This is a genomic window from Phaeobacter sp. JH20_37, from assembly GCF_048056015.1.
In the GTDB taxonomy this organism is placed as follows: Bacteria; Pseudomonadota; Alphaproteobacteria; order Rhodobacterales; family Rhodobacteraceae; genus Phaeobacter; species Phaeobacter bryozoorum.
The window spans coordinates 947,684-971,214 of the sequence record NZ_JAYMWW010000013.1; the positions used below are offsets into that span (position 1 = coordinate 947,684).

Genomic DNA, 23,531 nt, shown 5'->3' on the forward strand with positions numbered 1-23,531 from the left:
CGCCGATTGCAGCGCGCCGTTACCGCCAACTGCCCTTGCCCGCGCTGCCAGATGCAGGGTATGCGACGGCACCGACCCGGGATTGAGATAGGACATTGGCTATGACTTCTGACACCAACGACGCCGCATTCAACGACCGCCTGCTGTCGCTCGGCCTGGCCCGTGTGGCCGAACAGGCCGCTCTGGCCTCGGCACCGCTGATCGGCCGCGGCGATGAGAAAGCCGCCGATCAGGCCGCCGTCAACGCCATGCGCGAGCAGCTGAACCTGCTGGACATCGCAGGTGTCGTGGTCATCGGCGAAGGCGAGCGTGACGAGGCGCCGATGCTTTATATCGGCGAGGAAGTCGGCACCGGCAATGGCCCCGGCGTCGATATCGCTCTGGACCCGCTGGAAGGCACCACGCTGACCGCCAAGGACATGCCCAATGCGCTGACCGTCATTGCCATGGGACCGCGCGGCTCCATGCTACACGCACCTGACACCTATATGGACAAGCTGGCTGTCGGCCCGGGCCTGCCCGAGAATGTCGTCTCCCTCGACATGAGCCCGCGTGAACGGGTCGAAGCCCTCGCCAAGGCCAAGAACTGCGCGCCCGGCGACATCACCGTCTGCATTCTGGAACGGCCGCGTCATGAGGCCATGATCGCCGAGGTCCGCGAAACCGGGGCCTCGATCCGCCTGATCACCGATGGCGACGTTGCGGGCGTCATGCATTGCGCCGAAAGCGAGATCACCGGCATCGACATGTATATGGGCCAGGGTGGCGCGCCTGAGGGCGTGCTGGCCGCCGCTGCGCTGAAATGTATGGGCGGGCAGATCTTTGGCCGTCTTCTTTTCCGCAACGACGATGAGAAAGCCCGCGCCGCCAAGGCTGGCATCACCGATCTGGACCGGGTCTACAGCCGTGATGAAATGGTGACCAGCGATGTGATCTTTGCCGCGACCGGCGTCACCGGCGGTTCGCTGCTGCCGTCGATCAAGCGCCAGCCGGGCTGGGTTGAGACCACCACCTTGCTGATGCGATCCAAGACAGGCTCGGTGCGCCGGATGAGCTATCGCACTCCGCTGAGCGCGCATCAGTAAGCTCTGACCGTGCGGCTTGCAGCACCGGTCGGGATTTGAGTATTTGAAGAAAGGTGAAAGGCCGGGTCCGCGCAGATCCGGCCTTTACCATGGTCAGCCCCGGTATCGGACTAGGGGCGGGCACGCAGAAAGGGGCGCAGATATGAACTTTCTGGGAGTTGAGACCTCGCTCACCGGTCGTCGCTGGATCGGTCCCGACGTGGACACCGCCCGCGCCGCCGAGATGATGGAACAGCAGACCGCCCTGCCCCCGGCCGTCTGTCAGGTGCTGGCCCGGCGCGGCGTCCCGGCGCATGAGGCCAGCGGCTTTCTGACCCCGCAGCTGAAGGAGCTGCTGCCGGACCCGCGCCGGATGAAAGATATGGAAAAGGCCGCCGCCCGGTTTCTGCAGGCGGTGGAGCGGCGCGAGCGGATTGCGGTCTTTGCCGATTATGATGTGGATGGCGGGTCTTCTGCCGCACTGCTTCTGGTCTGGCTGAACCAGGTCGGCCTGAGCGCCACGCTCTATGTCCCGGACCGCATCGACGAAGGCTATGGCCCCAATGACGAGGCGATGGCCGCCCTGGCGCGGGATCACGATCTGATCGTCTGCGTCGATTGCGGCACGCTGTCTCACGGCCCGATTGCCGCCGCCAAAGGCGCCGATGTGGTGGTTCTGGACCACCATCTGGGCGGTGAAACTCTTCCCGACTGCGTGGCGGTGGTGAACCCCAACCGTCAGGATGAGGACGGCGATCTGGGCTATTTCTGCGCCGCGGGTGTGGTGTTCCTGATGCTGGTCGAGCTGCGCCGCCAGATGCGCAACAAGGGACTTGGCACCGGGCCGGACCTGATGGCGCTGCTGGATCTGGTGGCGCTGGCCACCGTTGCGGACGTGGCGCCGCTGATCGAGGCCAACCGGGCGCTGGTCCGTCAGGGGTTGAAGGTGATGGCCGCCCGCCAGCGCCCCGGCCTGGTGGCGCTGGCCGATGTCTCGCGGATGGATTCGGCCCCTTCGACCTATCACCTCGGCTTCCTGCTTGGGCCTCGGGTCAATGCAGGTGGCCGCATCGGCAAGGCCGATCTGGGCGCGCGCCTGCTGGCGACCACGAATCCTGCCGAGGCCGAGGCAATCGCGGCCCGGCTGGATGAGCTGAACACCGAGCGTCGTGATATTGAAAACGCCGTTCGCGCCGCGGCGCTGGAACAGGCTGAGGCGCGCGGACTGGATGCACCGCTGGTCTGGGCCGCAGGCGAGGGCTGGCATCCAGGCGTTGTCGGCATTGTCGCCTCGCGCCTGAAAGAGGCCGCAGGTCGCCCCGCCATTGTCATCGGCCTTGACGGCGACGAGGGCAAGGGGTCGGGCCGCTCTGTCAGCGGCATCGACCTTGGCGCCTCGATCCAGCGGGTCGCCGCCGAAGGGCTGCTGATCAAGGGCGGCGGTCACAAGATGGCCGCTGGTCTGACTGTCGCGCGCGACCAGCTGGAGCCCGCCATGGCACGGCTGAGCGAGCTGCTGGCGAAGCAAGGTGCCGGTGATCTGGGGCCCAGCGACCTGAAGCTCGACGGAATGCTGATGCCGGGCGCCGCCACGGTATCGCTGATCGAACAGATTGAACAGGCGGGCCCCTTCGGCGCGGGCGCACCGGCCCCGCGCTACGGGTTCCCCGATCTGCAGGTACGCTTTGCCAAACGGGTTGGTGAAAGCCATCTGAAACTCTCGCTCAGCGACGGGCTGAGCAGCGGGATTGACGCCATCTGCTTTGGTGCCTTTGACACTCCATTGGGACAGCGCCTGCTGGACCACGGCGGCGCGCGGTTCCATTTTGCCGGGCGCCTTGAAATCAACACCTGGGGCGGCCGACAGTCGGTGCAGCTGCGACTGGAGGATGCGGCAGAGGCCTGACCGCGCGCCGCCAGCAGAGCCAGGGAGAGCACAACAATCTCCAGCTTTTGGCGGGGACAAAATAAATCGCGATGCCGGTGTTTTTTGGCTTGCGGCTTCCGGCCTGAGCCACTAAATACCCGCTCACACCAAGTGGCCCGTTCGTCTATCGGTTAGGACGCCAGGTTTTCAACCTGGAAAGAGGGGTTCGATTCCCCTACGGGCTGCCACTTTTCCTCCCCTTGCATATCCCTGCTGATCGTGACGCCCCTGTTGCCTTTTGCGCATCTGCGTGGCCTGCCTGCGGGTCTCCCGCCGTCATGTTCCCTTGCAACACCGGCAAACGGCCCGTTCGAATAAATCCGAAAAGCTCTGATTATATTCTGAGGTTTTTCAGAAGCTTGCAGAGATTTTTGCGATTTGGAAAAAAACTGGTCTTCTTGTGAAAATCCCTCTTGCACCGGGGCAGCGTACTCAGTAAACACCCCCTCACAGACCAAGTGGCCCGTTCGTCTATCGGTTAGGACGCCAGGTTTTCAACCTGGAAAGAGGGGTTCGATTCCCCTACGGGCTGCCACTGTATCTCCCCCGATTTTGCTTCGAGATGCCTACGCGCTTGAGATCCGATTGGTCCTGTTGGTGGGTTCAAAGGGTATCCGGGTCTCGAATATATCACCCGTTTTCCCCGCAGATGCTGAGCCCCTGCGCAACGGGTGATCTGGCAAATCCATCTGAAAAACTGCCTCCGATGCGCCTCCAGCGACGTCTGCCGATGAGACAGGTCCAACTCGCCGGTCGCGAAATCAGGCCGCAGGGAGCATCAGACGCCTGAAGGCCGCGCGCAGGTCGCGCCGCCCCGGAACAGCCGCTTAAATCGGCTTGACGGTGTCTTTGTCTTCCATACCCGGCTGGTAAAAGAAATGGCGCGCGCGCCCGGCGTTTTTCGCCGCATAGAGCGCCACATCGGCCTGATTGAGCAGTGTCGCGGCATCCAGCCCGGCAGAAAACATCGTAGAAAGCGCGGTGCCTGCGCTCGCCGAGATCTTGCAGGTCTTGTCACCAAAAGGGATCGGCTCTTCAATGCTGGCGATCAGACGGCGCGCGATGCCCGACAATTGGATCCGGTCAATAAGCCCCTCGAAGATCAGAACAAACTCATCCCCGCCGACCCGGGCAACGGTGTCGTTCTGGCGGGTACATTGCACCATAAGCTTTGCCACCCGCTGTAGCACGGTATCGCCGGCGGCGTGACCAAGCGTGTCGTTGACCTCTTTGAAGAAATCCAGATCCACATGCATCAACGAGAAATCCCGGCCCGAGGCAATCAGCCGGTTGAGGATATGATCCATCGCGCGGCGGTTCTTGACCCCGGTCAGTGTATCAGTGAAGGCCTGTTCCTCGGCGGCAATTTTTGCCCCCTGCAGGCGCAGGTTCAGCTGGCGTGACGCCTCCATCGCGGCCGATTTGGCCTCAACCAGATAGAGCATCTCGATGGTCAGATCGGTGGGGGAGAAATCGGCGCTGGTCAGGTCATAATCACGCACGGCCTCGAGCACGGAAATACCAAAAGACAGGTTGATGAACCCACCCTTCCCCTCTGGAAACGGTGCCAGAACCCCCTTCAGGCCGGTCTGCGGCGCATCGCGGAAATTCAGGTGCAGTTTGGCCCCTGCCGTCTTCATCAGATCCTCGGTCGAGCGCACCCGGCGCGGCCGCGCCAGATCAAAGATCCGAAAGAACCTGCTGCCAAGCCATTCCGTATCCGGGCGCAGCTTTCGCAGCGTCGGTCCGACCCCGGTAATCCGACCGTCATGGTTAATGACCACATGCATCGGGCAGATTTCATTGGCGATGGAGGAGATTTCCTGCATGCTCAGCATCATAGCGAATGGGCCCCAAGATCGAAGGCCCGGCCTTCGGCAAATTCGGTTTCGACCAATGTGATCGATATCACCTCGGCATTGTCCTGCGTGCCGGAGTGGTCAAGGAAGACCAGATCGCCGTAGTCATCCGCCATCGCCCGAAGCACGCCCATCAAAACATGGGCATAGCCCGGCAGACCCGGCTGGCAATGCAGTTCGAATTGCCCCGGTGCCTGTTCGATCAGTTCCAGTCCGGGCAGGTTCAGATCCGATACCGCAAGCCGCGCACGATCCGGCAGATCGTCCAGAGAATGCAGGAATTCCACATAGTTAACCCCGCCAAACCGCAGCAATCTGCGCAGCGACTCCAACTGCGGGTTCGACACCAGAAACGTGCCCATATCCTCAAGCATTTCAGGCAGCGGACGCCTCAGTAGCTCTTCGGCGGTGCGCAGCATGGTCTGGGATTGTTCATCCGTGTAGGTGAGCATGGCTTCGAACTCGCTGAAGCCGAGCTCTGCCGAATCCATAATCGCCTGCCAGCTCTCCGTTCCGAAGGTGGTGCTGACAAACGCCTGGAATGCCCTGTTGATCAGACCGTGCATCACTGGCCCCTTGCTACATGTCTCTACTTTTGGCCCAGCCTGGTTAATAAAGGGCCAACAACTAAAATTGCTACGGTTTTCCCTCAACCGTCGATCAGGGGGTTATCAGAACCTCCAAATCGCCCAATTTCAACGTATTTTGCCGCGCGGGCGAGATTTCGAAACGACCCGCCTGCGCCGCCGCCAGCAGGGCCTCGACCTGCGCTATGGTCTGCTCTGTCCGGGCCGCCTCTCCAAGCAGAACGCTGCCCAGCATCTCGGCCCCATCCGGGCCAAACCGCAGGGCCAGACTCTCAAGCTGGGCACCGTTGCGGCCCTCTCTGAACAACAGCAGCGCCTGATCATCGGCCGCATCAGCACTCACCCCGAGTGGCCCGCGAACCAGCACACATCCGGCGGCGCCATCCGGCAACAGCTGTTTGCAGCCCCGGATCCAGCGGACCAGCTGATAACGTCTCAGCCCCCTGAAATCCTCAGGAGTCGGCGCCGCTCCGGCTGGCTGCACCGGCATCACCTCCAGCAGGTCCCGGCGCAGATCATCGGTGACATCCTGCACATCCGCCGCCAGTTCCCAATAGGTCGCGGCACTGCGCGCCTCTTGCAGCCGGGTCGTCAGATCCGTGTTGCCCGAGGCCTCGGCATAGGCCGCCAGCTGCTCCAGCCCGTCGCGCCCGGCCGTCCCCCACCGATGCGCCATCTGCCACAGGGGCAATTCCGCCGCATCGGCCTCGCCCGCCAGCACCCGCGCCACCTGGCTCTTGGCGGCAATGCGCCCGGCATCCACAACCGGTGTCAGGATCAGGGCCAAGGCGGCCGCGGTCACCAGCGCAAGGCCAACAGCCGCCCGGCGCAGCCGACCGGGCCACCCTGACCCGCCAAAGACGGCACAGCCTGCATAGGCCAGCCCATGCAGCAGCAAGACCGCCGCGAACCACAGCGCATAGACCCGATCCGGGGTCCAGCCATATTGCCGCACGCGCATCAGCACCGCCCAGACGGCAAGTCCGGTCACCAGCATCAGCGCACCCGCCAGCAGGCGCGCGGCAGCCCCGTTGACCCCGCTCGGGTGCTGTTGCCAGGTCAGCGCCACGCAGACCAGCATCATCATCACAAGAGCCATCGCCATCAGGGTTCCCGCCGACGACAGCTGGCCAAAGGCGCTGGACAGCCCCTGCACAGGGATAGCGGCCAGGAACAGGCCGACCACCAGCGCCACCGGGATCAACAGCAGGCTGAGCAGCCGGAACAGCAGCTGAGGCGCGCCGCTGCCACCCAGATCCTGCACCACCGCCAGCCCCAGCCCAAAGACAGCGCCGCTCAGCATCAGCGCCAGCCAGTCGATCTCGGCGATATCCTCCAGCAGGGTGATGTTCACCAGATCAAGAAGCGCATGGGACAGGAATCCCAGGATCCAGAACACCAGAACAAACCCGGCGCCACAGGACAGGCGGAACAGCATCCCCCAGCTGGCCGACGACAGATCAGCAAAACCCATCCAGCGCCCCGGCTGCGACATCCGCAAAAGAACAAAGGGGCAGGCGATCGCCACCAGCACCACGGCCACCAGGACCAGAACTTCGTTGTCAAAGAGACCTGTTGCGACCTCGTACCGCGTTCCCGCCAGCAGCATCAGACCCGTGATCGGCAGCGCGATCCACAGCGCCCCCCGCAGCGCCCGCGCCAGCGATACCGGGCCAATCATCGCAAGCGCCGCACCGCAAAAGCTGCAGAGAAAGGCAAATACCGCCAGGAACCCGGCCTCCGGCAGGACCGTCTGATCCCAGGACCGCGCCAGCAGCCAGAAGGCAAACCCGCTGCCAGCCCCCAGCGCCACCATCGGCAAGCGGGCCCGTAGCAAGGTCGCGGTATCCGGATCAGTCATGGTTGCGATTCTCTCGTTAGACCGTCCTGATTTATACAATCGCATCAATTAATGGCAGAGGTCCGAACAGGCGAAACTTCCCCTCAACCGGGATTAGAAGTCCGTGGGGGCACCTCCCTCGGATTTTCGCCGCGCGACAAACTCCGCCAGCTCCTCGCGCAGAGCGGGATCCAGCGGCGGAGCCTCAAACCGGGCGATGATCTCCTTGAACAGGTTATGGGCGCGCTGCGGGGTCCAGATGGCGCCTGCTGCCTCCCAGGCCTCGTAATTGCGCCAGTCGCTCAGATAGGGCTGGTAAAACGCGGTGCTATAGCGGTCCTGAGTGTGCTGGATGCCAAAGAAATGGCCGTCGTTCCCGACCTCGCGAATGGCGTCCAACGCGATATCCTCAGGGCCGGTCCCAATGATCTCAGGCTGCATATAGCGCTGTATCTGCTGGAGAATTTCGCAATCCATGATGAATTTCTCGGGGCTGGCGATCAGCCCGCCTTCCAGCCAGCCCGCCGCGTGATAGACCATATTGGTGCCGGACTGCACCGCCGCCCAGAGCGAATTGGAGGTCTCCCACATCGCCTGCCCATCAGGCACATTCGCCGCGCAGACACCGGAGGATCGCATCGGCAGCCCATAGTAGCGCGCCATCTGCCCGGTCATCTGGGTCGAGCGCATATATTCCGGCGTGCCAAAGGCCGGGGCGCCGGACTTCATATCCACATTGGAGGTAAAGGTGCCGATCACGCAGGGCGTCCCCGGGCGCACATATTGAAACAGGGCAATGGCCGACAGCGCCTCCGCGATGGATTGCGCAACAGCACCGGCCATGGTCACCGGCGCCATCGCCCCCGCCAGGGTAAAGGGCGTCACGACAATCGCCTGACCACGGCGCGCCAGCCGCAGACAGCCGTCGATCATCGGCTGATCATGTTTCAGCGGCGAGGTGGAGTTGATGTTGGTATACATATGCGGCCGGGCCTCGAACTCCTCATGAGTAAGCCCTGCGGCGATGCGCACCATCTCCATCACATCCTCGACCCGCTCCTTGCCCAGCGAATAGGCGTGCATCGCCTTGTCGGTCAGCGTCAGCTTGTCATAAACCACGTCCAGATGCCGCACCGAGGCATGGATATCCACGGGTTCCACCGGATAGCCACCGGCAAAATGAATGCAGTTGAAATACTGGGTCAGCTTCAGCAGGTTCTGGCACTGCTCGCGGGTGCCAGCCACCTTCGCATTGAGCGACATGTCCCAGTAGTTCGGTGGCGAGGAGACATTGCCGAACAGCAGGTGATTGCCGCCCACCGGCAGGCTATGGTTCGGGTTGCGCGGGGTGATGGTGAATTCAGATGGTGCCTTGGCGATCATCTCCATCACGAACTCACGATCCAGATGCACGCGGTCGCCGACCACCTTGCAACCCGCTTCCCTGAAGATCGCAAGCGCCTCATCGTTGAGGAACACGATGCCGATCTCTTCCAGGATCCGCATCGCGCCATCATGGATCGCCGCAACCCCCTCAGGCCCCAGCGGTTCCACCGGGCGGTCGATGTTGCGCGGAATCGACCAGGGCATCTGTTCGATCACCGCATCGCCGCGCCGGGCAGCTGCCCCCGCGCGCCCACCACCGCGCCGTCTGGATCTGGTCTCGGATGTCATGGCGGCCCTCCCCTGCTGTCATCCAGCCGCAGCAGACACATTGAGATGCGCCCGGCCGCCGGCTCATGTCTCTCAGCAGGCCCTGTTCACACCGGGCAGGAATGCCTGTTCCCGACAGGTTTTGTCGCTTTTCAGCGCCAAACCGTCTCAGAACACATATTTCTGGGCATATGTGTCCAGTCCGTCAAACCCTGACCGCCGGTCAGCGATCCAGCCAGGCCAGGATATGGCCAATATCCGGCAGGACCACATCGGCATGCGCTTCCAGCTCCGCCGCCCCGGCAAGGCCGGTCAGAACCGCGATCCGTCGCATCCCCGCCGCCGCACCGGCCTCCAGATCGTGCAGGCTGTCGCCCACCATCGCCGTCCGCTCAGGTGCGATCCCGGTGGCGGCGCAGAAGGCCAGCAGCGGATCGGCATCCGGCTTTGCGCCATGGCCGCTGTCGAACCCCGCCACAAAGGCAAAGCGATCCAGCACACCGACGCGGCTCAGCTGCGATTTGGCCGAGAGTTCCGCATCATTGGTCATCACCCCAAGCACCTTGCCCCGCGCCAGCAGATCATCAAGGAAGGCCGCCAGCGGCACCGCCTCTGCAAGCTCTGCCGCCCCGGCGCTTTCAGCCATGTAACGCTCCAGCGCATCCAGATCCATCGTCGACACATATGGCGCCAGAGCCTCGGCAACCTGTCGATTGGTCGAGGCGATCACCAGGCTGCTGGGCAGGATCTCTCCGGTCTGAAGATCAAAGTCGATGGCCGCCGCCATCGCCTGCAACCGCTCGGCATCGCCGTCCGACAGCAGCTCCAGCATCCGCCGGGTCCAGCGGTTCCAGGTCTCGGCAAAGTCGAACAGGGTTCCGTCCTTGTCGAACAACAGGGCATCAACGGGCATGGGCTCTCCTAGATCAAAGCTCTGTTTCATCCCGCGCCCTGACATCAGCGCAACGGGTCAGACGCGGAACGGTTGCCCGCAGGCTGCCGGAGACGTCGCCCGAGTCATAGGCGATTGCCACGCCCCACGCCAGAGCGCGGCAGCACCGCCCAGATCGCCTGGTTCAGAGAGGTTAATCAAACCGGTTAACACCGCGCCCACCGGCTGCGCACGTCAGCGTCACATTCCCGCCATCACAGCCATTGCAGACCTGCCGTCCCGGCTGGGAGTCGTGGCTGGGCGTCGCTGCCGCGTGGCTCAGGTCCAATGCACCTGCGAACCGCCGGGCAACGCCATCCGCGCCTGCATCGGTTGATCATAGGCCAGCCCGACACTGTCGCAGAACTGCATGACCCAGGCGTCATCCATGGTCAGAAAATCAAGGACGGACCCCAGAAACTCGGGATTTGCGGCCTGATCGCGCAGATCCGCCTCGCTCGCTCCGGTTGCGCCCAGAAAAACCGGCAGCAACTCATCATTGCCCGCCAGCCAGGCAAGCGCTTTTAAGCCCAAAGTCTCGGCTGCATCGGCGGAAAATAGCATATGGGCACACATTCCTGACACTTCGCTGTCAAATTGATGAAAATACGAAAGGGTTTGTTAACCAGTCTCATTAAAACTTGAGTCAATTCCAATGCAAGGGGCGAAAGGGCACCACGTGCAGGGCACTATCCTCATCATCGACGGGGTTGCGACCAACCGGATCATGCTAAAGGTCCAGCTGTCCGCCGCCTATTACCGGGTGGTTCAGGCCGAAACGGTCGCCGATATTGCCAAGACCGCCAGACGCTGCCGCCCCGACCTGATCCTCAGCGCGATGTCGCTGCCCGATGGCGAGGCGATGGATGTGAAACAGGCGCTGGCCGCAGATGACCAGCTTGCCGAAATCCCGATGATCGCCATTGATCGCGACAGCGACGCCGACCGCCGTCTGGCCGCTCTCAGCGCCGGCATCGACGACGTGCTGTGCCAGCCGCTCGACGACACCATGCTTCAGGCCCGCATCCGCAGCCTGCTGCGCGCCAGCAGCACCCAGGAAGAGCTGCATCTGCAACAGGGCGGCTCGCATGGCTATGCCCTTCCCCTCTCCAGCCCGCATATCAGCGCCGGTCTGAGCGGCGCCCATGTCGCGCTGGTCACCGAACAGACCGCCACTGCGGTCTACTGGCAGGCGCAGCTCGCGCCGCGGGTTCCCTACCACCTGTGCAACCACCAGTTCAGCGCCGTGCATCCGCTGATGCGCGAACCGGTGCCGGATGCCATCGTGATCGAACTCGGCCGCAATACGCTGGCGCAGGGCCTGCGCCTGCTGGCCGACCTGCGCGCCCGCGCCGCCACCCGGAAATCCGTCGTCATCGCTGTCGTCCACCCCGCCGATCCCGCCATCGCCGCAGAAGCTCTGGACCGGGGCGCTCATGATGTGCTCCAGTCTGGGTTCGATGTCGCCGAACTGGCGCTGCGACTGGATAGCCAGCTGCGCAACAAGGCGCGGATCGACCAGCTGCGCGACAATCTGCGCAACGGGCTGCGCGCCGCCGTCGAAGACCCGATGACCGGCCTCTTCAACCGCCGCTATGCCAAGCCATTTCTGGAGCGCGTCGCGCAGACATCGGCCAAGACCGGCGAGACATTTGCCGTCATGCTGGCCGATCTGGACCACTTCAAGCAGATCAATGATCTCTACGGCCACCCGGTCGGTGACGCCGTGCTGATCGAAGCGGCCAAGCGCCTGCAGACCGCGCTGCGCCCGGTAGACCTGCTCGCCCGCATCGGCGGCGAGGAATTCATGATCGTGATGCCCGCGATCGGCGAGGCCATGGCCGAGGCCGCCGCCAGCGATCTCTGTAACCGGATCAACAGCAAGCCGTTTCACATCGCCGGTGTCGAGACACCGATCTATGTGACCATCAGCATCGGTGCGGTGATCGGCGGGCGATCGACCCCGGCAGATCAGCACAGCAGCACCGCGCTGTCGCCTCAGGATCAGGACAGCGCCGTCAGCGCCCTGATCACCAATGCCGACCGGGCGCTTTACGCGGCCAAACATGCCGGACGCAATCAGGTCTCGCTCGCGGAGCTTGCCGCCTGACGCAGTCCACCACGGCTCCGGGACTTCTTGCGGGGCAAACGGCTCAGAGATATCCGCGCGGACCATGGCGCGGCGCAGGACACAGACCACGACCACCAGACACGGGACAGTGTTATGGGCGCCAGCGGCCACAGACCGGGACAACCCGGCAGGCCACTGGCACAGACGCAGGCAGGACCGGCCGAGCAGCCAAAGGGTCCAGAAACATGAAACGGGGCAGCGATCCTCTCACTGCCCCGTTTGGTATGGCTGCAATTCGACGAGGTGCCATATCCCGATCATACGCACCTCATGCCTGTTAGCCTGCGCAGCAATGGCTCAATGCGGCCACCGGCGCCGACGCGGATGTTTGATCCGCTGTTCCAGATTGTCGGCATAGGCCGCCCGTTCGAGCGGGCTCATCGCCACCACCTGATCCAGCCAGGCCGCCTGCACCGAGCGCTGGAACCCATGCCGCCGCTCGGCGTGTTCATCCAGCATTCCGCTCAGCGCCTCGGCATCAAAGGGGTCGGCCCGCAGCAGATCCACCACCTTGCGCCCCTCGGCCTGACGCCGTCCCTGATAGCTGCCGTGCTCGCCTTCTGCCGCTTTGCGCAGGCTACGGCGGGTCTCGACCTCCAGATCCCGGAACAATATCGCGCCCACCGGCGGTGGCATCCCGGCAGCGGCCCTGCCGCCCGCAAACCGCCAGGCGGCCCCGCCCACAATGCCGACAATCACCAGGTTCAGCGCCAGAGAGGCAATCAGAAGCCAGCGCATCCAGCGACGCCGCTCAGGTCTGGGGGGTTCGTTGGTCATTCCATCTCCTCGCTCAGCACCATCGCCAGGTCGTAACTGTCATCCGGCAACGCATCCTCACTCATCTCCAGCCCGGCAAGGCTCACCGGGTCGGGCAGGAACGACGGCGGCGCCAGCCCGATCCACAGCCCCGCCGCGCCCGCCACGCTAAGGCCTCCTAGGGCAGGCCATCCGCCCAGCCCGGCCGACAGATCCCGCAGCCCGGCAAAAATCCGGTCGCGCATATCAGCGGGCTCAGCCGCCAGAACCTCCACAGGCACGCTGCGCTGCAGGATCGCCGCCTGCGTCGCCTGTGCATCGCTCAGGATCGCGCGCTCCAATGCCGGGGGCAGCGCCATCGGTGCGGCGGTTCGCGCCTCGGCAAACAGATCGTCCAGCACCAGCTCCGCAGCTTCCAGCGCCGCCGAATCCAGCTCATGCAGCACATCATCGCCCATATCCGCGGGCGCAGTTTTTCCAGTTTTATCAACCATCACTATACCCCAGTTCAGCCCGCCGCCCGGCAAGAAGAGCCGCCAGCGCCCGCTTGCCCCGCGCGGTCAGACTTTCGACCGCCTCGACGCTGATGTCCATGATCCCGGCAATTTCCGGGTTCGGCAGATCCTCAATGTGGCGCAGCACCACCGCCTGCCGCTGACGCTCCGGCAACTGCATCAAAGCCGCCTGCAAAGCATCCTGCCGCGCGCCATCCTGCATCTTCTCTGCGGCGGATTTCGACGGATCGGGCGGATCGGGTATCGCATCCAGATCCACATGCCCCCCGCGCAGGCGGCGCTTGTGATCGATACAGAGGTTCATCACCACACGGTAGAGCCAGGTCGACAGCCGCGCCCGTCCGGGTTCCCAATGTTCCGCCTGTCGCCACAGACGCACCATTGCCTCCTGGGCGATATCCTCGGCCTCGGCCCGGTTGCCCAGAACCCGCATCGCGACCCCTAAGGCCCGAGGCGCCAACCGCGAGGTCAGCAAACCCGCCGCATCGCGGTCGCCCGCCGCAAATCGGATCAGCAAGGCGCCATCGGGATCATCCAACACAGGACCATCCACAGCGCCCGCATCAGCCACCGCCTTGACGTCAGGCGGTGACATCAGCGGGCCCTCATCACGGGCCCGCTGCAGGGTATCGGCAGAATTATGCACCTGTCGTATCGGATCAGTTCTGTTCCGTCCCGCTGTCCTGCGCCCCGGCGCGTGGTCGGTGACCAGCGCCATGGCGGTCACGGAACTTTGCCCGGGCAGCTTCGAATTCATCCTTGCTGATTGCACCATCGTCATTGGCATCGGCGCGGTCAAACATCTTTCCGATCCGGCGCGGTTTCGGCAACTCATCCAGGCTCAGCGCGCCATCCTTGTTGGCGTCCATCCGCTCCAGCATCGCTGCGGCACGGGTCTTGGCACGGGCCTCGGCAGCCTTTTCCATCTCCGCCAGCGTCAGCTTGCCATCGCCATCCGCATCCGCCGCAGCAAAGCGCGCCTCGCGCAGACCTTCCATCTCGCTCCTGGTGACCTGACCATCACTATTGGTGTCCATCTCCTCAAAGCTCATCCGTGGACCATGCCCGCCCTTGCCCGCAAACCCTGGTTTGGCGATCGCACCGGTGGCCCCAATCAGAGCTCCGACAGCAACAACAGCGGCAATAAAATTGGTATGCTTCATATCTGCGCGTCCTCTTGCAGCAGGCAGCCCCATGCTGCCGATCACAGAAACAAAACGCAGCCCCATCCGGGTTCCGTCGCAAAAACTTCAAAACCGTCGCAGAAAGTTTCAACCGTCCATTGCACTGAAGCACTTGGCAGCGCAGTCTTGCGGCATGCCGACGCACTGTGGCGCACTGCCTCTTTAAACTTATGGGAGAAACGCTCAGATAAGCGGACAAAAGATAGGATTTGTCATGACCGAGTCATCTGTGGCCCTTTCGGCCGATATTCAATCGAACGATCAGGAAGACCGCCCCACCATGCCCGCCGTTCTGCGCGGCTGGCGGTGCAAATGCCCCAACTGCGGCGAAGGCAAGCTGCTGCACTCCTATCTGAAGGTGAACGACAGCTGCTCCAACTGCGGGCTTGATCTCACCCATGCGCGCGCCGATGACGGCCCGGCCTATCTGACCATTCTGCTGGTCGGCCACATCATGGCCCCGCTGCTGCATGTGGTCTATTTCACCTGGCGGCCCGAGCCGATGGTCACCTTCACGGTGTTCTCGCTGGGTTGTTTGCTATCCTCGCTGTTCCTCCTGCCACGGATGAAAGGCATCGTGATCGCCTATCAATGGGCACGCCGGATGCACGGCTTCGGCAAGGACAGCTGATCCCGAAAATCGACAGGAAGACCCAGACATGAGCAAATCGCCCAGCCCGGCCCAGGCAACCATGGACACCGGCTACGCCGATGCCGCCACTGCCCGCCGGGACACAACGCCGATCCGCAACGCCGCGACAATTATCGCCGTGCGCGACCGGATGGGCGACGACCCTCAGGTGCTGATGGGGCAGCGCGGGGCAAAGGCCGCCTTCATGCCCAACAAGGTGGTCTTTCCCGGCGGCGCCGTCGATCCGGGCGACGCCGATGTCCCGCTCGCCAGCGCCCTGCCGCCCCTCTGTCGCGAACGGCTGACGGAGCAGGCGCAGGAGGATCTGCATCACGCTCTTGCCGCCGCAGCCATCCGCGAGCTGTGGGAGGAAACCGGCCTCATCCTCGGGCAGCCCGGCAGCTGGCCGACAGCCCCCACCCCCGACTGGGTCGATTTTGCCGCCACCGGTCATCTGCCTGCCGCCGAGGCGCTGCAATTTGTCTTTCGCGCCATCACGCCGCCCGGTCGCCCGCGCCGCTTTGATGCGCGGTTCTTTCTGGTGGATGCGGCGCATGTCAGCAGCGATATCGACGATTTCTCCCGCGCCTCGGATGAGCTGTCGCACCTGCAATGGATCCCGCTCAGCCAGGTGCGCACCTATGATCTGCCCTTCATCACCGAGGTGGTGCTCGCCGAGGTCACCCGCCGCATCCGCCAGGAAGGCCCGCCCGCAAGCGTGCCGTTCTTTCGCAATGATGATGAATCGAGCCATTTTCTGCGGCTGAACGGCTATCCGATGCCGCAGGACGGCTGACCCCCGGCCAGTTGCCTTGCCCGCACGATCGCTCAGATCGCCAGCAGCAGTGCCAGAATGGACAGGATCAGCAAGCCCATGCCCAGGATTTCCCGGCGCGTGATCTGTTCCCTGAAAAACAGCACCGATGCCAGCAGGGACAACAGCAATTCGATCTGTCCCAGCGCCTTTACATAGGCCGCGTTCTGCAGGGTGAAGGCCCAGAACCAGCAGAAGGATCCCGCCATGCTGGTCAGGCCCACCCAGATTGCCACCCGCCGCGCCGCCCAGACCCGTGCGATTTCGCCCGGCTCCCGCCACTTCAGCCAGACCAGCATGAACAGCGTCTGCAGGCTCACCACGATGGCCAGCGTGACCCCGGCACGAAACGCAGGCGCCAGCGCGTCAAGCTCAAGCGAGGCGGCGCGGTAGCTCACCGCGGAAAAGGCAAACAGCACCCCCGATCCCAGCCCCAGCAGCGACGCCGGACTGGACAGATGCCGCCACCACGGCCCCTTGCTTTCGGGCGTCTTCGACAGCACCAGCACCGCGCAGAGCCCGATGACAATGGCCAGCCAGCCCAGCGGTGTGATCTGATCGCCCAGCACCACCAGCCCCACCAGCGCGGTCTGAATCACCTCGGTTTTCTTGAAGGTGATGCCCACGGCAAAATTGCGCTGGCGAAACAGCGCCACCACGCAGACGGTCGCAAGGATCTGCGCCGTCCCGCCAATGGTGGCAAACACCCAGAACCGCCCGGTCAGCGCGGGCATCCCCTGCCCCGATATCGCCAGATAGGCCAGCAATCCGGCCCAGATCACCGGCGCCGAATAGACAAACCGGGCAAAGGTCGCGCCGGCCGACGACAGCGTGACGCTGCTCAGCACTTTTTGCAGCATGAAGCGAACCGTCTGGAAACTGGCCGCGGCGATAGCGATGGGGATCCACAATGTCATACCGCCCTTATGGGGCGCTATGGGCGCTCTGACCAGATCGGATGTGCCACCGGATCCTTTGCGCGCAGCGCATATCGGCGCAGGACCGCGCCATAAGACGGGTAGGCATAGCCTTCGTTGCGCCTGAGAAACTCCGCGCGCCGACTTCGGTACAGCTTCGGCAACGCATACCAGGGCACCCCCGGATGGCTATGGTGCACCACATGCAGGTTGTTGTTCAGAAACAGAAACCCCAGAACACCGCCCCGCTCGATGATCACCGTGCGCGCCGCCGGGCTGACATGGGCGCGATGCTCCAGAAAGGTGCGGATCTTCAGGATCGCAAGCCCCAGATAGGCCGCCAGCAGATAGGCCCATAGCGGCAGCGCGCTCTGTCCCACCAGCCACAACGTCAGCCCAGCCCCCAAGATATGCAGCAGCCAGTCGCGCAGCACTGCCATGCTCCCGCCCCGGATCAGCCGCCAGTCCGCCACCATAAAACGGATCTGCCCCAGCAGCGGCCCCAGCAGCACCCGCCCCAGAAGCGTGTTGTTCACCCGCAGCAGCAGCCGCGTCGGCAGCCCCAGCCGCCGCCAGCGCGCCGGATCCAGATAATTGCTTTCGGGATCATCATAAGGATCGGTCAGCCGCTCATCCCGGTGATGCGCCAGATGAGTGTCGCGAAACCGGCCATATGGAATGGCAAGGTTCAGTGGCAGCGCCATCAGCGCCTCGTTCAGCGCCCTCAGGCGGAACGGATGCCCATGCAGCGCCTCATGACAAAGCGAGGAATGCAACGTGATCAGACAGGCCAGAACCGGCACCGCCAGCCAGACAGATAGAGGTGGCAGCCAGATCAGTGCCGCGCCCCAGACCGCGTAACAGCCGAGCATCAGCCCCAGCGTGCCCCATTCGACCCGCCCCGGACTAAGCACGAAACGGTCTAGGCCAACGCTGCGGGCGGTATGCGGATCAGACATGCCGCCGCCCCCAGCCCACGCCTGCCCAGACCCGTTCATAGATCACATAGCACAGGAACCCGACGCAGCTGTTCAGGATCGCAAGCCTGCCGCCCAGCCCGGCAGATCCGGTCACCAGCCAGCCAACGCCTGCCATCATTATCAGGCCAAGCAGGTTCCAGATCACCGCCTTCGCCACGGATCGCGCCCGCGTTTCCATCCGCATCCTCCTGTTTTTCCGGCTCCCCTCAGGCCTACCCCGGCGCGACACGATGCAGAATTCGGAATATGATTAACAAAATTCAGCAACAGTGATAATAATCACCACATGATTGAAATTCTGGACAAACGACTGCGCGCCGAACAATTCCGCCTGCGTCTCAACCGCGCGCTCAGCGACAGCGGCCTCAGCCAGAGCGCGCTGGCCCGCGCCATCGGCGTCGACCGCTCCACCATCTCGCAACTGCTGACCGACGCCGGCGCGCGGCTGCCGAACGCCCATGTGGTCGGCGCCTGCGCTGCGGCCCTCGGCGTCTCTGCCGACTGGCTCCTCAGCCTGTCGGACCGCCCGGAGAACGCCGCCGATCTGGTGGCCGCCAGCCTGACGATGACCGCGGCCCCCCGCGCGCTGGTGGATGAACGTATCTTTGAATGGCACCAGGAGGCACAGGGCTATAAGATCCGCCATGTGCCCGCCGCCCTGCCCGACATGCTGAAAACCCGCGCCCTGCTGGAATGGGAATATGCCCCGCATCTGGGCCGCACCGCCGATCAGGCCATCGGCGCGTCGGAGGATCGTCTGACATGGATGCGCCAATCAGCCTCCGATTATGAAATCGCCATGCCCATCTATGAGCTGGAGAGCTTTGCTCAGGGCGTCGGCTACTATGAGAGGCTGTCGGCAGAGATCCGGCGGGAGCAGCTTACCCACTTTGAACGCCTCTGTGAGCAACTCTACCCCCGCCTGCGCATCTATCTCTTTGATGCCAAGCGGCTTTATTCCTCACCGATCACCATCTTCGGCCCGCTCCTAGGGGTGTTCTATGCCGGCTCGCATTATCTGGCCTTCCGCGACAAGGAGCGGATTGCCACCTTCACCAGCCATTTCGACAATCTGGTGCGCGAGGCGGATATCACCGCCCGGCAGCTGCCGGGACGGCTCAGAGCGCTCAGCGCCGCGATCAGCAGCGGTTCCACCTAACACCGAGGGCTGCGCCTGCCTTGCAGCCGGGCAGAACATTTCACCGTTGGGCAAGCGTTTCCGCCCGCCACTCCACCGTCACAGCTTCGGGTCCGGATTCTCCGTGTGGCCATCAACCGCAATCACCTGCCCCGATACCAGCCGCGCCGCGTCCGACCCCAGAAAAACCGCCATATTGGCAATATCGCTGGCCTCCACAAACCGTCCCATCGAGGTGCCGGAGGCATAGCCCGCATAGACCTCATCCCGGGTCATGCCCTTGGCCGCCGCCTCGCGCTCCAGCACCCCTTCCATCCGCGGCCCTTCCACCGCGCCGGGACAGATTACATTGGCGCGGATGCCAAAGGGGCCAAGCTCCATCGCCAGCGTCTTCATCAGGCCGATGACCGCCCATTTGGCCGAACAATAAGGCGCCCGGTTCGGATAGCCGTATTGCCCTGCGGTGGAGGATGTCACGATGATCGACCCGGCCTTTGCCGCCTTCATCAAAGGTGCGGCGTATTTCGCCGCCAGAAAGCAGCCCTCCAGATTGACGCTCACGCATTTGCGCCAGTCCTCCAGCGCAATGTCTTCGATCAATGCGGTCGGCCCGGCGATCCCTGCATTGGCACAGAGCACATCGAGCCCGCCCCAGGCGTCAGCGATTTCGGCAAACAGCGCCTTGACGCCCGCCTCATCGGTGGCATCCACTGCCGTCGCCCGCCAGCCCTCCGGCACGTCTGCCAGCGCCACGGCGCTCACATCCGTGACCCAGACCTGATGGCCGGCGGCGGCAAAGCCCTCGGCCATGGCGCGGCCAATTCCAGACCCGCCGGCGGTGATCAGAACCCGGCTCATGCCCGAAACCTCACCGTGGCGCGCCGATGGCGCGGCCCAGCCCGTCGGGCGCGGACAGCGCCGCATGAGCCTCGGCCAGCTTCACCAGATTGGCCTCGATATGCGGCGCAGGCGGCGCCGAGCGGCGGGTCGCAAGGTCCACATGCAGCAGCATATGCTCGCCGGTCGCCAGCAGACGCTCGCCCGAATACATTTCGTGCCACAGGTGCATCTTCTTGCCAGCGCCCATGATCACCCGTGTCCGCACCTGGATCGGATCGCCCGCGTGCACCTCGTCGATGTGGCGGATATGGGTCTCGGCGGTGAAATAGCTGCCGCCACTGGCGATATACTCCGCATTGCAGCCGATGATCATCATCAGCCGGTCGGTGGATTGCGCAAAGGCATCCAGGTACCGGCTCTCGGTCATATGGCCGTTGTAATCGGTCCAATCCAGCGGCACCACGCGGCTCTGGGTCAGAACCGGCTGGCTCAGGTCTTTCAGGTCTTCGATCCGGCGCACCAGCCCGGCCTCGCCCTCGCGGTTCAGGTCATGACTGTTCTGCAGCGCGCCCGCACCCCAGTTGTTTGCGCCCAGCGCCCGCATCATGCCCACCAGGTTGTCATCCCGGTGCCGCTCCAGCTCGCGGATCGAATACTGGCCGGACTGTTCGTCCGACTGGCCCGCGATCAGGTCCACCAGCTCATCGGTGAACTCCGGAACATCCATCAGCTTGGTCCAGGGCCAGCTGAGACACGGGCCGAACTGCGCCATGAAATGCTTCATGCCCGCCTCGCCGCCCGCAACCCGGTAGGTCTCAAAGAGGCCCATCTGCGCCCAGCGGATGCCAAAGCCGTAGCGGATCGCGTTGTCGATCTCCTCGGTGGTGGCGATACCGTCCTTGACCAGCCACAGCGCCTCGCGCCAGACCGCCTCCAGGAACCGGTCGGCCACATGGGCGTCGATCTCTTTCTTCAGGTGCAGCGGGTACATGCCGATCTCGGTGATGATCGCCTTGGCCCGGTCGACAACACCCGCCGGGTTGGCCCCGGTGGTGACCAGCTCCGCCAGCGGCAGCAGGTAGACCGGGTTGAACGGATGCGCGACCACGATCTGACCGGGGTTCTCGCGCCCGTCCTGCAATTGTGACGGCTTGAAGCCCGAGGTGGAGGAGCCGATCACCGCATCCGGCGCGCAATGCGCCTGCAGCTCGGCATAAACCTTCTGTTTCAGGTCCAGCCGCTCCGGCACGCTTTCCTGGATCCATGCCGCGCCGTCCACAGCCTCCGCAATGGTGTCATGGAAGGTCAGGCTGCCCTCCGCAGGCAATGCCACATTGCCAAGGCCGGGCAAGCTCCGGCGGGCATTCCCCAGCACTTCGCCGATCTTGCGCTCCGCTTCCGGGTCCGGGTCGAACACCCGCACGTTCCAGCCATTCAGAAGGAACCGCGCTGCCCAGCCGCCGCCGATAACCCCGCCGCCGATGATTGCTGCTGTTTTCATGTGATGTCCTCTCGGAACCGGCCGTTTCTTCTGGCCTGAAATATCCTGGGGGTTTGGGGGCTAGCCCCCAAGTCCGCCGCTACAACTCGGCTCAAACGTCGCTCAACCCGCCACCGGTGCGCGTTTCACCAGACCCAGCTGCTCCCGCACGTCCTGCGGCCCCATCACGCGGGCCCCCATGTTCTCGATGATGGTGCCCGCCCGTTCGACCAACTGCCAGTTTTCCGCCAGCTGCCCCTTGCCGAGCCACAGGTTGTCCTCAAGACCCACCCGCACATTGCCGCCCGCCAACACGGAGGCCGCCACATAGGCCATCTGATCGCGCCCCAGCGAGAACGCCGACCAGTCCCAGTCACCCGGCACATTGTTCACCATCGCCATGAAGGTGTTGAGGTCATTGGGCGCGCCCCAGGGGACCCCCATGCACAGCTGGACCAGCGCCGGGCTGTTCAGCACGCCTTCCTTCACCAGCTCCTTGGCGAACCACAGATGACCGGTGTCGAAGGCTTCAATCTCCGGCTTCACCCCCAGATCGGTCATCATCTGGCCCATGGCGCGCAACATGCCCGGCGTGTTGGTCATCACGTAATCGGCCTCGGCGAAGTTCATCGTGCCGCAATCCAGCGTGCAGATCTCCGGCAGGCACTCCGCCACATGCGCCATCCGGGCGGTGGCGCCGATCATATCGGTGCCAGCCTCGCTCAGCGGCAGCGGGTTTTCGGTGTCGCCAAATACCATGTCACCGCCCATGCCGGCGGTCAGGTTCAGCACCACATCGACATCCGCATCGCGGATCCGCTCGGTCACCTCGCGGTACAGATCCAGCCGTCGGCTGGGGGCACCGGTCTCGGGATCACGCACGTGGCAATGCACGATCGCCGCCCCGGCCTTGGCCGCCGCAATCGCGCTATCGGCAATCGCCTGGGGCGATCTGGGCACATGCGGGCTGCGATCCTGGGTGCTGCCAGAGCCGGTCACGGCGCAGGTGATAAAGACGTTTTTGGCCATATTCAGAGGCATTTTGGTTTTCCCCTCGATGTACAGGGTTGTGCCCGAGTTATCCCCAAGCCTGCCCCCAGATTCCTGTTTGTGTTGCTTTCAACAGTGCCGCAGCCTTGGTGCATCCACTAGTCAACATGCGAATCGAACTTGATGAAATCCGCAAAAAACATCCTCCAGCCCGAGAATCAGCCGCTAAAAACCGCTGTTTTGGTGCTTGATGAGAGCAATACGCTGTCCTTCGCCGCTGCCGTCGATCCGATGCGCGCGGCCAATCGGCTGGCAGGTCGCGGCGCATTCGACTGGGACTATGTCACCGCCACCAGCGAGCCTGCGATGCTGACCAGCGGCCTCTCGGTGCCCGGCATCCCGCTGGCCCGGCTGCAAAGCTGCGAATTGCTGATCGTGATCGCCGGCTTCCAGCTCGCGCGCCATGCGACCCCCAGCCTGCTCGCCGGTCTGCGCCGTCTGGCGGCAGGTGGCGCGACCATCGCGGGCATCGACGGCGGCCCCTGGCTGATGGCCGAGGCTGGTCTGCTGGACGGCCACCCCGCGACGACACATTGGGAAGATCTGGACAATTTCGCCAGCCGCTTTCCCGGCGTGCAAAGCCGCAACGACCGCTTCACCCTCTCCGAGGGGCGGATGACCTCCGGCGGGGCGACCCCGGCGATCGAGATGATGCTGCATATCATCGGCAGCCGTCATGGTGCGGGCTTTGCCTCACGCGTGGCCGGCCTGTTCCTCTACGATGGCCCCGGCTCGACCGAACGGCCACAAAGCCGCCTTGGCAGCTCCAGACATTCCTCGCTCACGGCAAGGGCCAACGCCCTGATGGAGGCCGCGCTGGACGATCCCAAACCGCTCAGCGAGATTGCCGAGGAACTGGGAACCAGCACCCGCAGCCTGCAACAGCAGTTCCGCCTGCGGCTGAATACGACGCCGCAGGACCATTATCTGCAACTGCGTCTGGCCGAGGCACGCCGATTGGTGACCGACACCGATCTGCCGATCATGGAGGTCGCGCTGGCCACCGGCTTCAACTCGCAGTCGAGCTTTGCCCGCGCCTTCCGCACCGCCCATGGCATCACCGCGCGCGAACTGCGCCAGACCAGCCTCGCAACCGCCGCAACGCCACGTCTGGCGGCAAGCAAACCGCTGTTCAGCCAAGCCCCCCTGTCGCAGGGCCAGACCTCGCTGCGCCAGAGCGGACCGCTGCCACGGCACTCAACCGGTTCTTACTGACTGAGCCTTTTGCAGATCA

The 23,531-nt window shown here is 63.9% G+C and carries 23 protein-coding genes and 2 tRNA genes; 9 read left to right on the forward strand and 16 right to left on the reverse strand.

What is annotated here, in order from left to right; translation table 11 throughout:
* The first annotated feature begins 101 nt into the window (after positions 1-101).
* The 4 genes from glpX (at position 102) to VWZ87_RS09375 (ending at position 3,526) form a co-directional block, all read left to right on the forward strand.
* Positions 102-1,085 carry a class II fructose-bisphosphatase gene (glpX, locus tag VWZ87_RS09360; protein ID WP_340544950.1) on the forward strand — a complete coding sequence of 328 codons (984 nt, stop codon included), beginning with the start codon at positions 102-104 and terminating at the stop codon, positions 1,083-1,085.
* 142 nt (positions 1,086-1,227) lie between these two features.
* On the forward strand, positions 1,228-2,970 hold the full coding sequence (gene recJ, locus VWZ87_RS09365; RefSeq protein WP_416534794.1) for a single-stranded-DNA-specific exonuclease RecJ: 1,743 nt from the start codon (positions 1,228-1,230) through the stop codon (positions 2,968-2,970).
* A gap of 134 nt (positions 2,971-3,104) precedes the next feature.
* Positions 3,105-3,179 (forward strand) — tRNA-Glu (locus VWZ87_RS09370).
* A gap of 272 nt (positions 3,180-3,451) precedes the next feature.
* Positions 3,452-3,526: transfer RNA gene (locus tag VWZ87_RS09375), tRNA-Glu, on the forward strand.
* Positions 3,527-3,818: 292 nt separating this feature from the next.
* On the opposite strand, the gene VWZ87_RS09380 is transcribed toward VWZ87_RS09375, so the two are convergent.
* The 6 genes from VWZ87_RS09380 to VWZ87_RS09405 all read right to left on the reverse strand — a co-directional run bounded on the left by VWZ87_RS09380 (position 3,819) and on the right by VWZ87_RS09405 (position 10,425).
* Positions 3,819-4,829 (reverse strand): diguanylate cyclase domain-containing protein, encoded by a 1,011-nt coding sequence (locus VWZ87_RS09380; protein WP_416534817.1) that lies wholly within the window; start codon positions 4,827-4,829, stop codon positions 3,819-3,821.
* Complete coding sequence (locus VWZ87_RS09385) at positions 4,829-5,416, reverse strand: heme NO-binding domain-containing protein (protein ID WP_416534793.1); 588 nt, start codon at positions 5,414-5,416, stop codon at positions 4,829-4,831. The genes VWZ87_RS09380 and VWZ87_RS09385 overlap by 1 nt, the downstream gene beginning before the upstream one ends.
* A 94-nt stretch (positions 5,417-5,510) precedes the next feature.
* The gene (locus VWZ87_RS09390) at positions 5,511-7,298 is read right to left on the reverse strand and encodes a DUF4153 domain-containing protein (protein ID WP_416534792.1); all 1,788 of its coding nucleotides are present in this window, start codon (positions 7,296-7,298) and stop codon (positions 5,511-5,513) included.
* Positions 7,299-7,391: 93 nt separating this feature from the next.
* The gene (locus tag VWZ87_RS09395; protein WP_416534791.1) at positions 7,392-8,951 is read right to left on the reverse strand and encodes a trimethylamine methyltransferase family protein; all 1,560 of its coding nucleotides are present in this window, start codon (positions 8,949-8,951) and stop codon (positions 7,392-7,394) included.
* Positions 8,952-9,153: 202 nt separating this feature from the next.
* On the reverse strand, positions 9,154-9,843 hold the full coding sequence (locus VWZ87_RS09400) for an HAD family hydrolase (protein WP_416534790.1): 690 nt from the start codon (positions 9,841-9,843) through the stop codon (positions 9,154-9,156).
* A 297-nt stretch (positions 9,844-10,140) separates the two neighbouring features.
* On the reverse strand, positions 10,141-10,425 hold the full coding sequence (locus tag VWZ87_RS09405; protein WP_340544939.1) for a DUF3572 domain-containing protein: 285 nt from the start codon (positions 10,423-10,425) through the stop codon (positions 10,141-10,143).
* 115 nt (positions 10,426-10,540) lie between these two features.
* On the opposite strand from VWZ87_RS09405, the gene VWZ87_RS09410 reads away from it, so the two are divergent.
* Positions 10,541-11,971, forward strand: coding sequence for a diguanylate cyclase domain-containing protein (locus tag VWZ87_RS09410; protein ID WP_416534789.1), 1,431 nt, complete (start codon positions 10,541-10,543; stop codon positions 11,969-11,971).
* Positions 11,972-12,289: 318 nt separating this feature from the next.
* On the opposite strand, the gene VWZ87_RS09415 is transcribed toward VWZ87_RS09410, so the two are convergent.
* From VWZ87_RS09415 to VWZ87_RS09430, 4 genes are all read right to left on the reverse strand, one after another.
* Entirely contained in the window at positions 12,290-12,769 is a 480-nt protein-coding gene (locus VWZ87_RS09415; RefSeq protein ID WP_416534788.1) for a periplasmic heavy metal sensor, read from the reverse strand.
* Positions 12,766-13,242: a hypothetical protein gene (locus VWZ87_RS09420; RefSeq protein WP_416534787.1), complete on the reverse strand. Its 477-nt coding sequence runs from the start codon at positions 13,240-13,242 to the stop codon at positions 12,766-12,768. Before VWZ87_RS09420 ends, VWZ87_RS09415 begins: the two co-directional genes overlap by 4 nt.
* Positions 13,235-13,858: an RNA polymerase sigma factor gene (locus tag VWZ87_RS09425; RefSeq protein ID WP_416534786.1), complete on the reverse strand. Its 624-nt coding sequence runs from the start codon at positions 13,856-13,858 to the stop codon at positions 13,235-13,237. The genes VWZ87_RS09420 and VWZ87_RS09425 overlap by 8 nt, the downstream gene beginning before the upstream one ends.
* A 64-nt stretch (positions 13,859-13,922) precedes the next feature.
* Positions 13,923-14,426: an EF-hand domain-containing protein gene (locus VWZ87_RS09430; RefSeq protein WP_416534785.1), complete on the reverse strand. Its 504-nt coding sequence runs from the start codon at positions 14,424-14,426 to the stop codon at positions 13,923-13,925.
* Between the two features lie 235 nt (positions 14,427-14,661).
* Here VWZ87_RS09430 and VWZ87_RS09435 point away from each other — a divergent pair, with 235 nt between their 5' ends.
* Positions 14,662-15,078: a DUF983 domain-containing protein gene (locus VWZ87_RS09435; protein WP_340544927.1), complete on the forward strand. Its 417-nt coding sequence runs from the start codon at positions 14,662-14,664 to the stop codon at positions 15,076-15,078.
* A 28-nt stretch (positions 15,079-15,106) separates the two neighbouring features.
* Positions 15,107-15,874 carry an NUDIX hydrolase gene (locus VWZ87_RS09440; RefSeq protein ID WP_416534784.1) on the forward strand — a complete coding sequence of 256 codons (768 nt, stop codon included), beginning with the start codon at positions 15,107-15,109 and terminating at the stop codon, positions 15,872-15,874.
* A gap of 32 nt (positions 15,875-15,906) precedes the next feature.
* Here VWZ87_RS09440 and VWZ87_RS09445 read toward each other — a convergent pair whose 3' ends face one another.
* From VWZ87_RS09445 to VWZ87_RS09455, 3 genes are read right to left on the reverse strand one after another with little or no spacing between them, the layout of a single operon-like run.
* The gene (locus VWZ87_RS09445; RefSeq protein ID WP_340544924.1) at positions 15,907-16,809 is read right to left on the reverse strand and encodes a DMT family transporter; all 903 of its coding nucleotides are present in this window, start codon (positions 16,807-16,809) and stop codon (positions 15,907-15,909) included.
* 17 nt (positions 16,810-16,826) lie between these two features.
* Positions 16,827-17,768 (reverse strand): fatty acid desaturase, encoded by a 942-nt coding sequence (locus tag VWZ87_RS09450; RefSeq protein WP_416534783.1) that lies wholly within the window; start codon positions 17,766-17,768, stop codon positions 16,827-16,829.
* Positions 17,761-17,967 carry a DUF2061 domain-containing protein gene (locus VWZ87_RS09455; RefSeq protein WP_340544921.1) on the reverse strand — a complete coding sequence of 69 codons (207 nt, stop codon included), beginning with the start codon at positions 17,965-17,967 and terminating at the stop codon, positions 17,761-17,763. The genes VWZ87_RS09450 and VWZ87_RS09455 overlap by 8 nt, the downstream gene beginning before the upstream one ends.
* Positions 17,968-18,075: 108 nt before the next feature.
* On the opposite strand from VWZ87_RS09455, the gene VWZ87_RS09460 reads away from it, so the two are divergent.
* Positions 18,076-18,948, forward strand: a complete 873-nt coding sequence (locus tag VWZ87_RS09460; protein WP_416534782.1) for a helix-turn-helix domain-containing protein — start codon at positions 18,076-18,078, stop codon at positions 18,946-18,948.
* A 78-nt stretch (positions 18,949-19,026) separates the two neighbouring features.
* On the opposite strand, the gene VWZ87_RS09465 is transcribed toward VWZ87_RS09460, so the two are convergent.
* From VWZ87_RS09465 to VWZ87_RS09475, 3 genes are all read right to left on the reverse strand, one after another.
* A complete protein-coding gene (locus tag VWZ87_RS09465) occupies positions 19,027-19,785 on the reverse strand; it encodes an SDR family oxidoreductase (protein ID WP_340544918.1) in 759 nt (252 codons plus the stop codon).
* 10 nt (positions 19,786-19,795) lie between these two features.
* Positions 19,796-21,268, reverse strand: coding sequence for a carnitine 3-dehydrogenase (locus VWZ87_RS09470; protein ID WP_416534781.1), 1,473 nt, complete (start codon positions 21,266-21,268; stop codon positions 19,796-19,798).
* Positions 21,269-21,370: 102 nt separating this feature from the next.
* Positions 21,371-22,288 carry a 3-keto-5-aminohexanoate cleavage protein gene (locus VWZ87_RS09475; RefSeq protein WP_340544914.1) on the reverse strand — a complete coding sequence of 306 codons (918 nt, stop codon included), beginning with the start codon at positions 22,286-22,288 and terminating at the stop codon, positions 21,371-21,373.
* A 132-nt stretch (positions 22,289-22,420) separates the two neighbouring features.
* Here VWZ87_RS09475 and VWZ87_RS09480 point away from each other — a divergent pair, with 132 nt between their 5' ends.
* Positions 22,421-23,512, forward strand: a complete 1,092-nt coding sequence (locus VWZ87_RS09480; protein ID WP_260114364.1) for a GlxA family transcriptional regulator — start codon at positions 22,421-22,423, stop codon at positions 23,510-23,512.
* Positions 23,513-23,531: the final 19 nt, after the last annotated feature.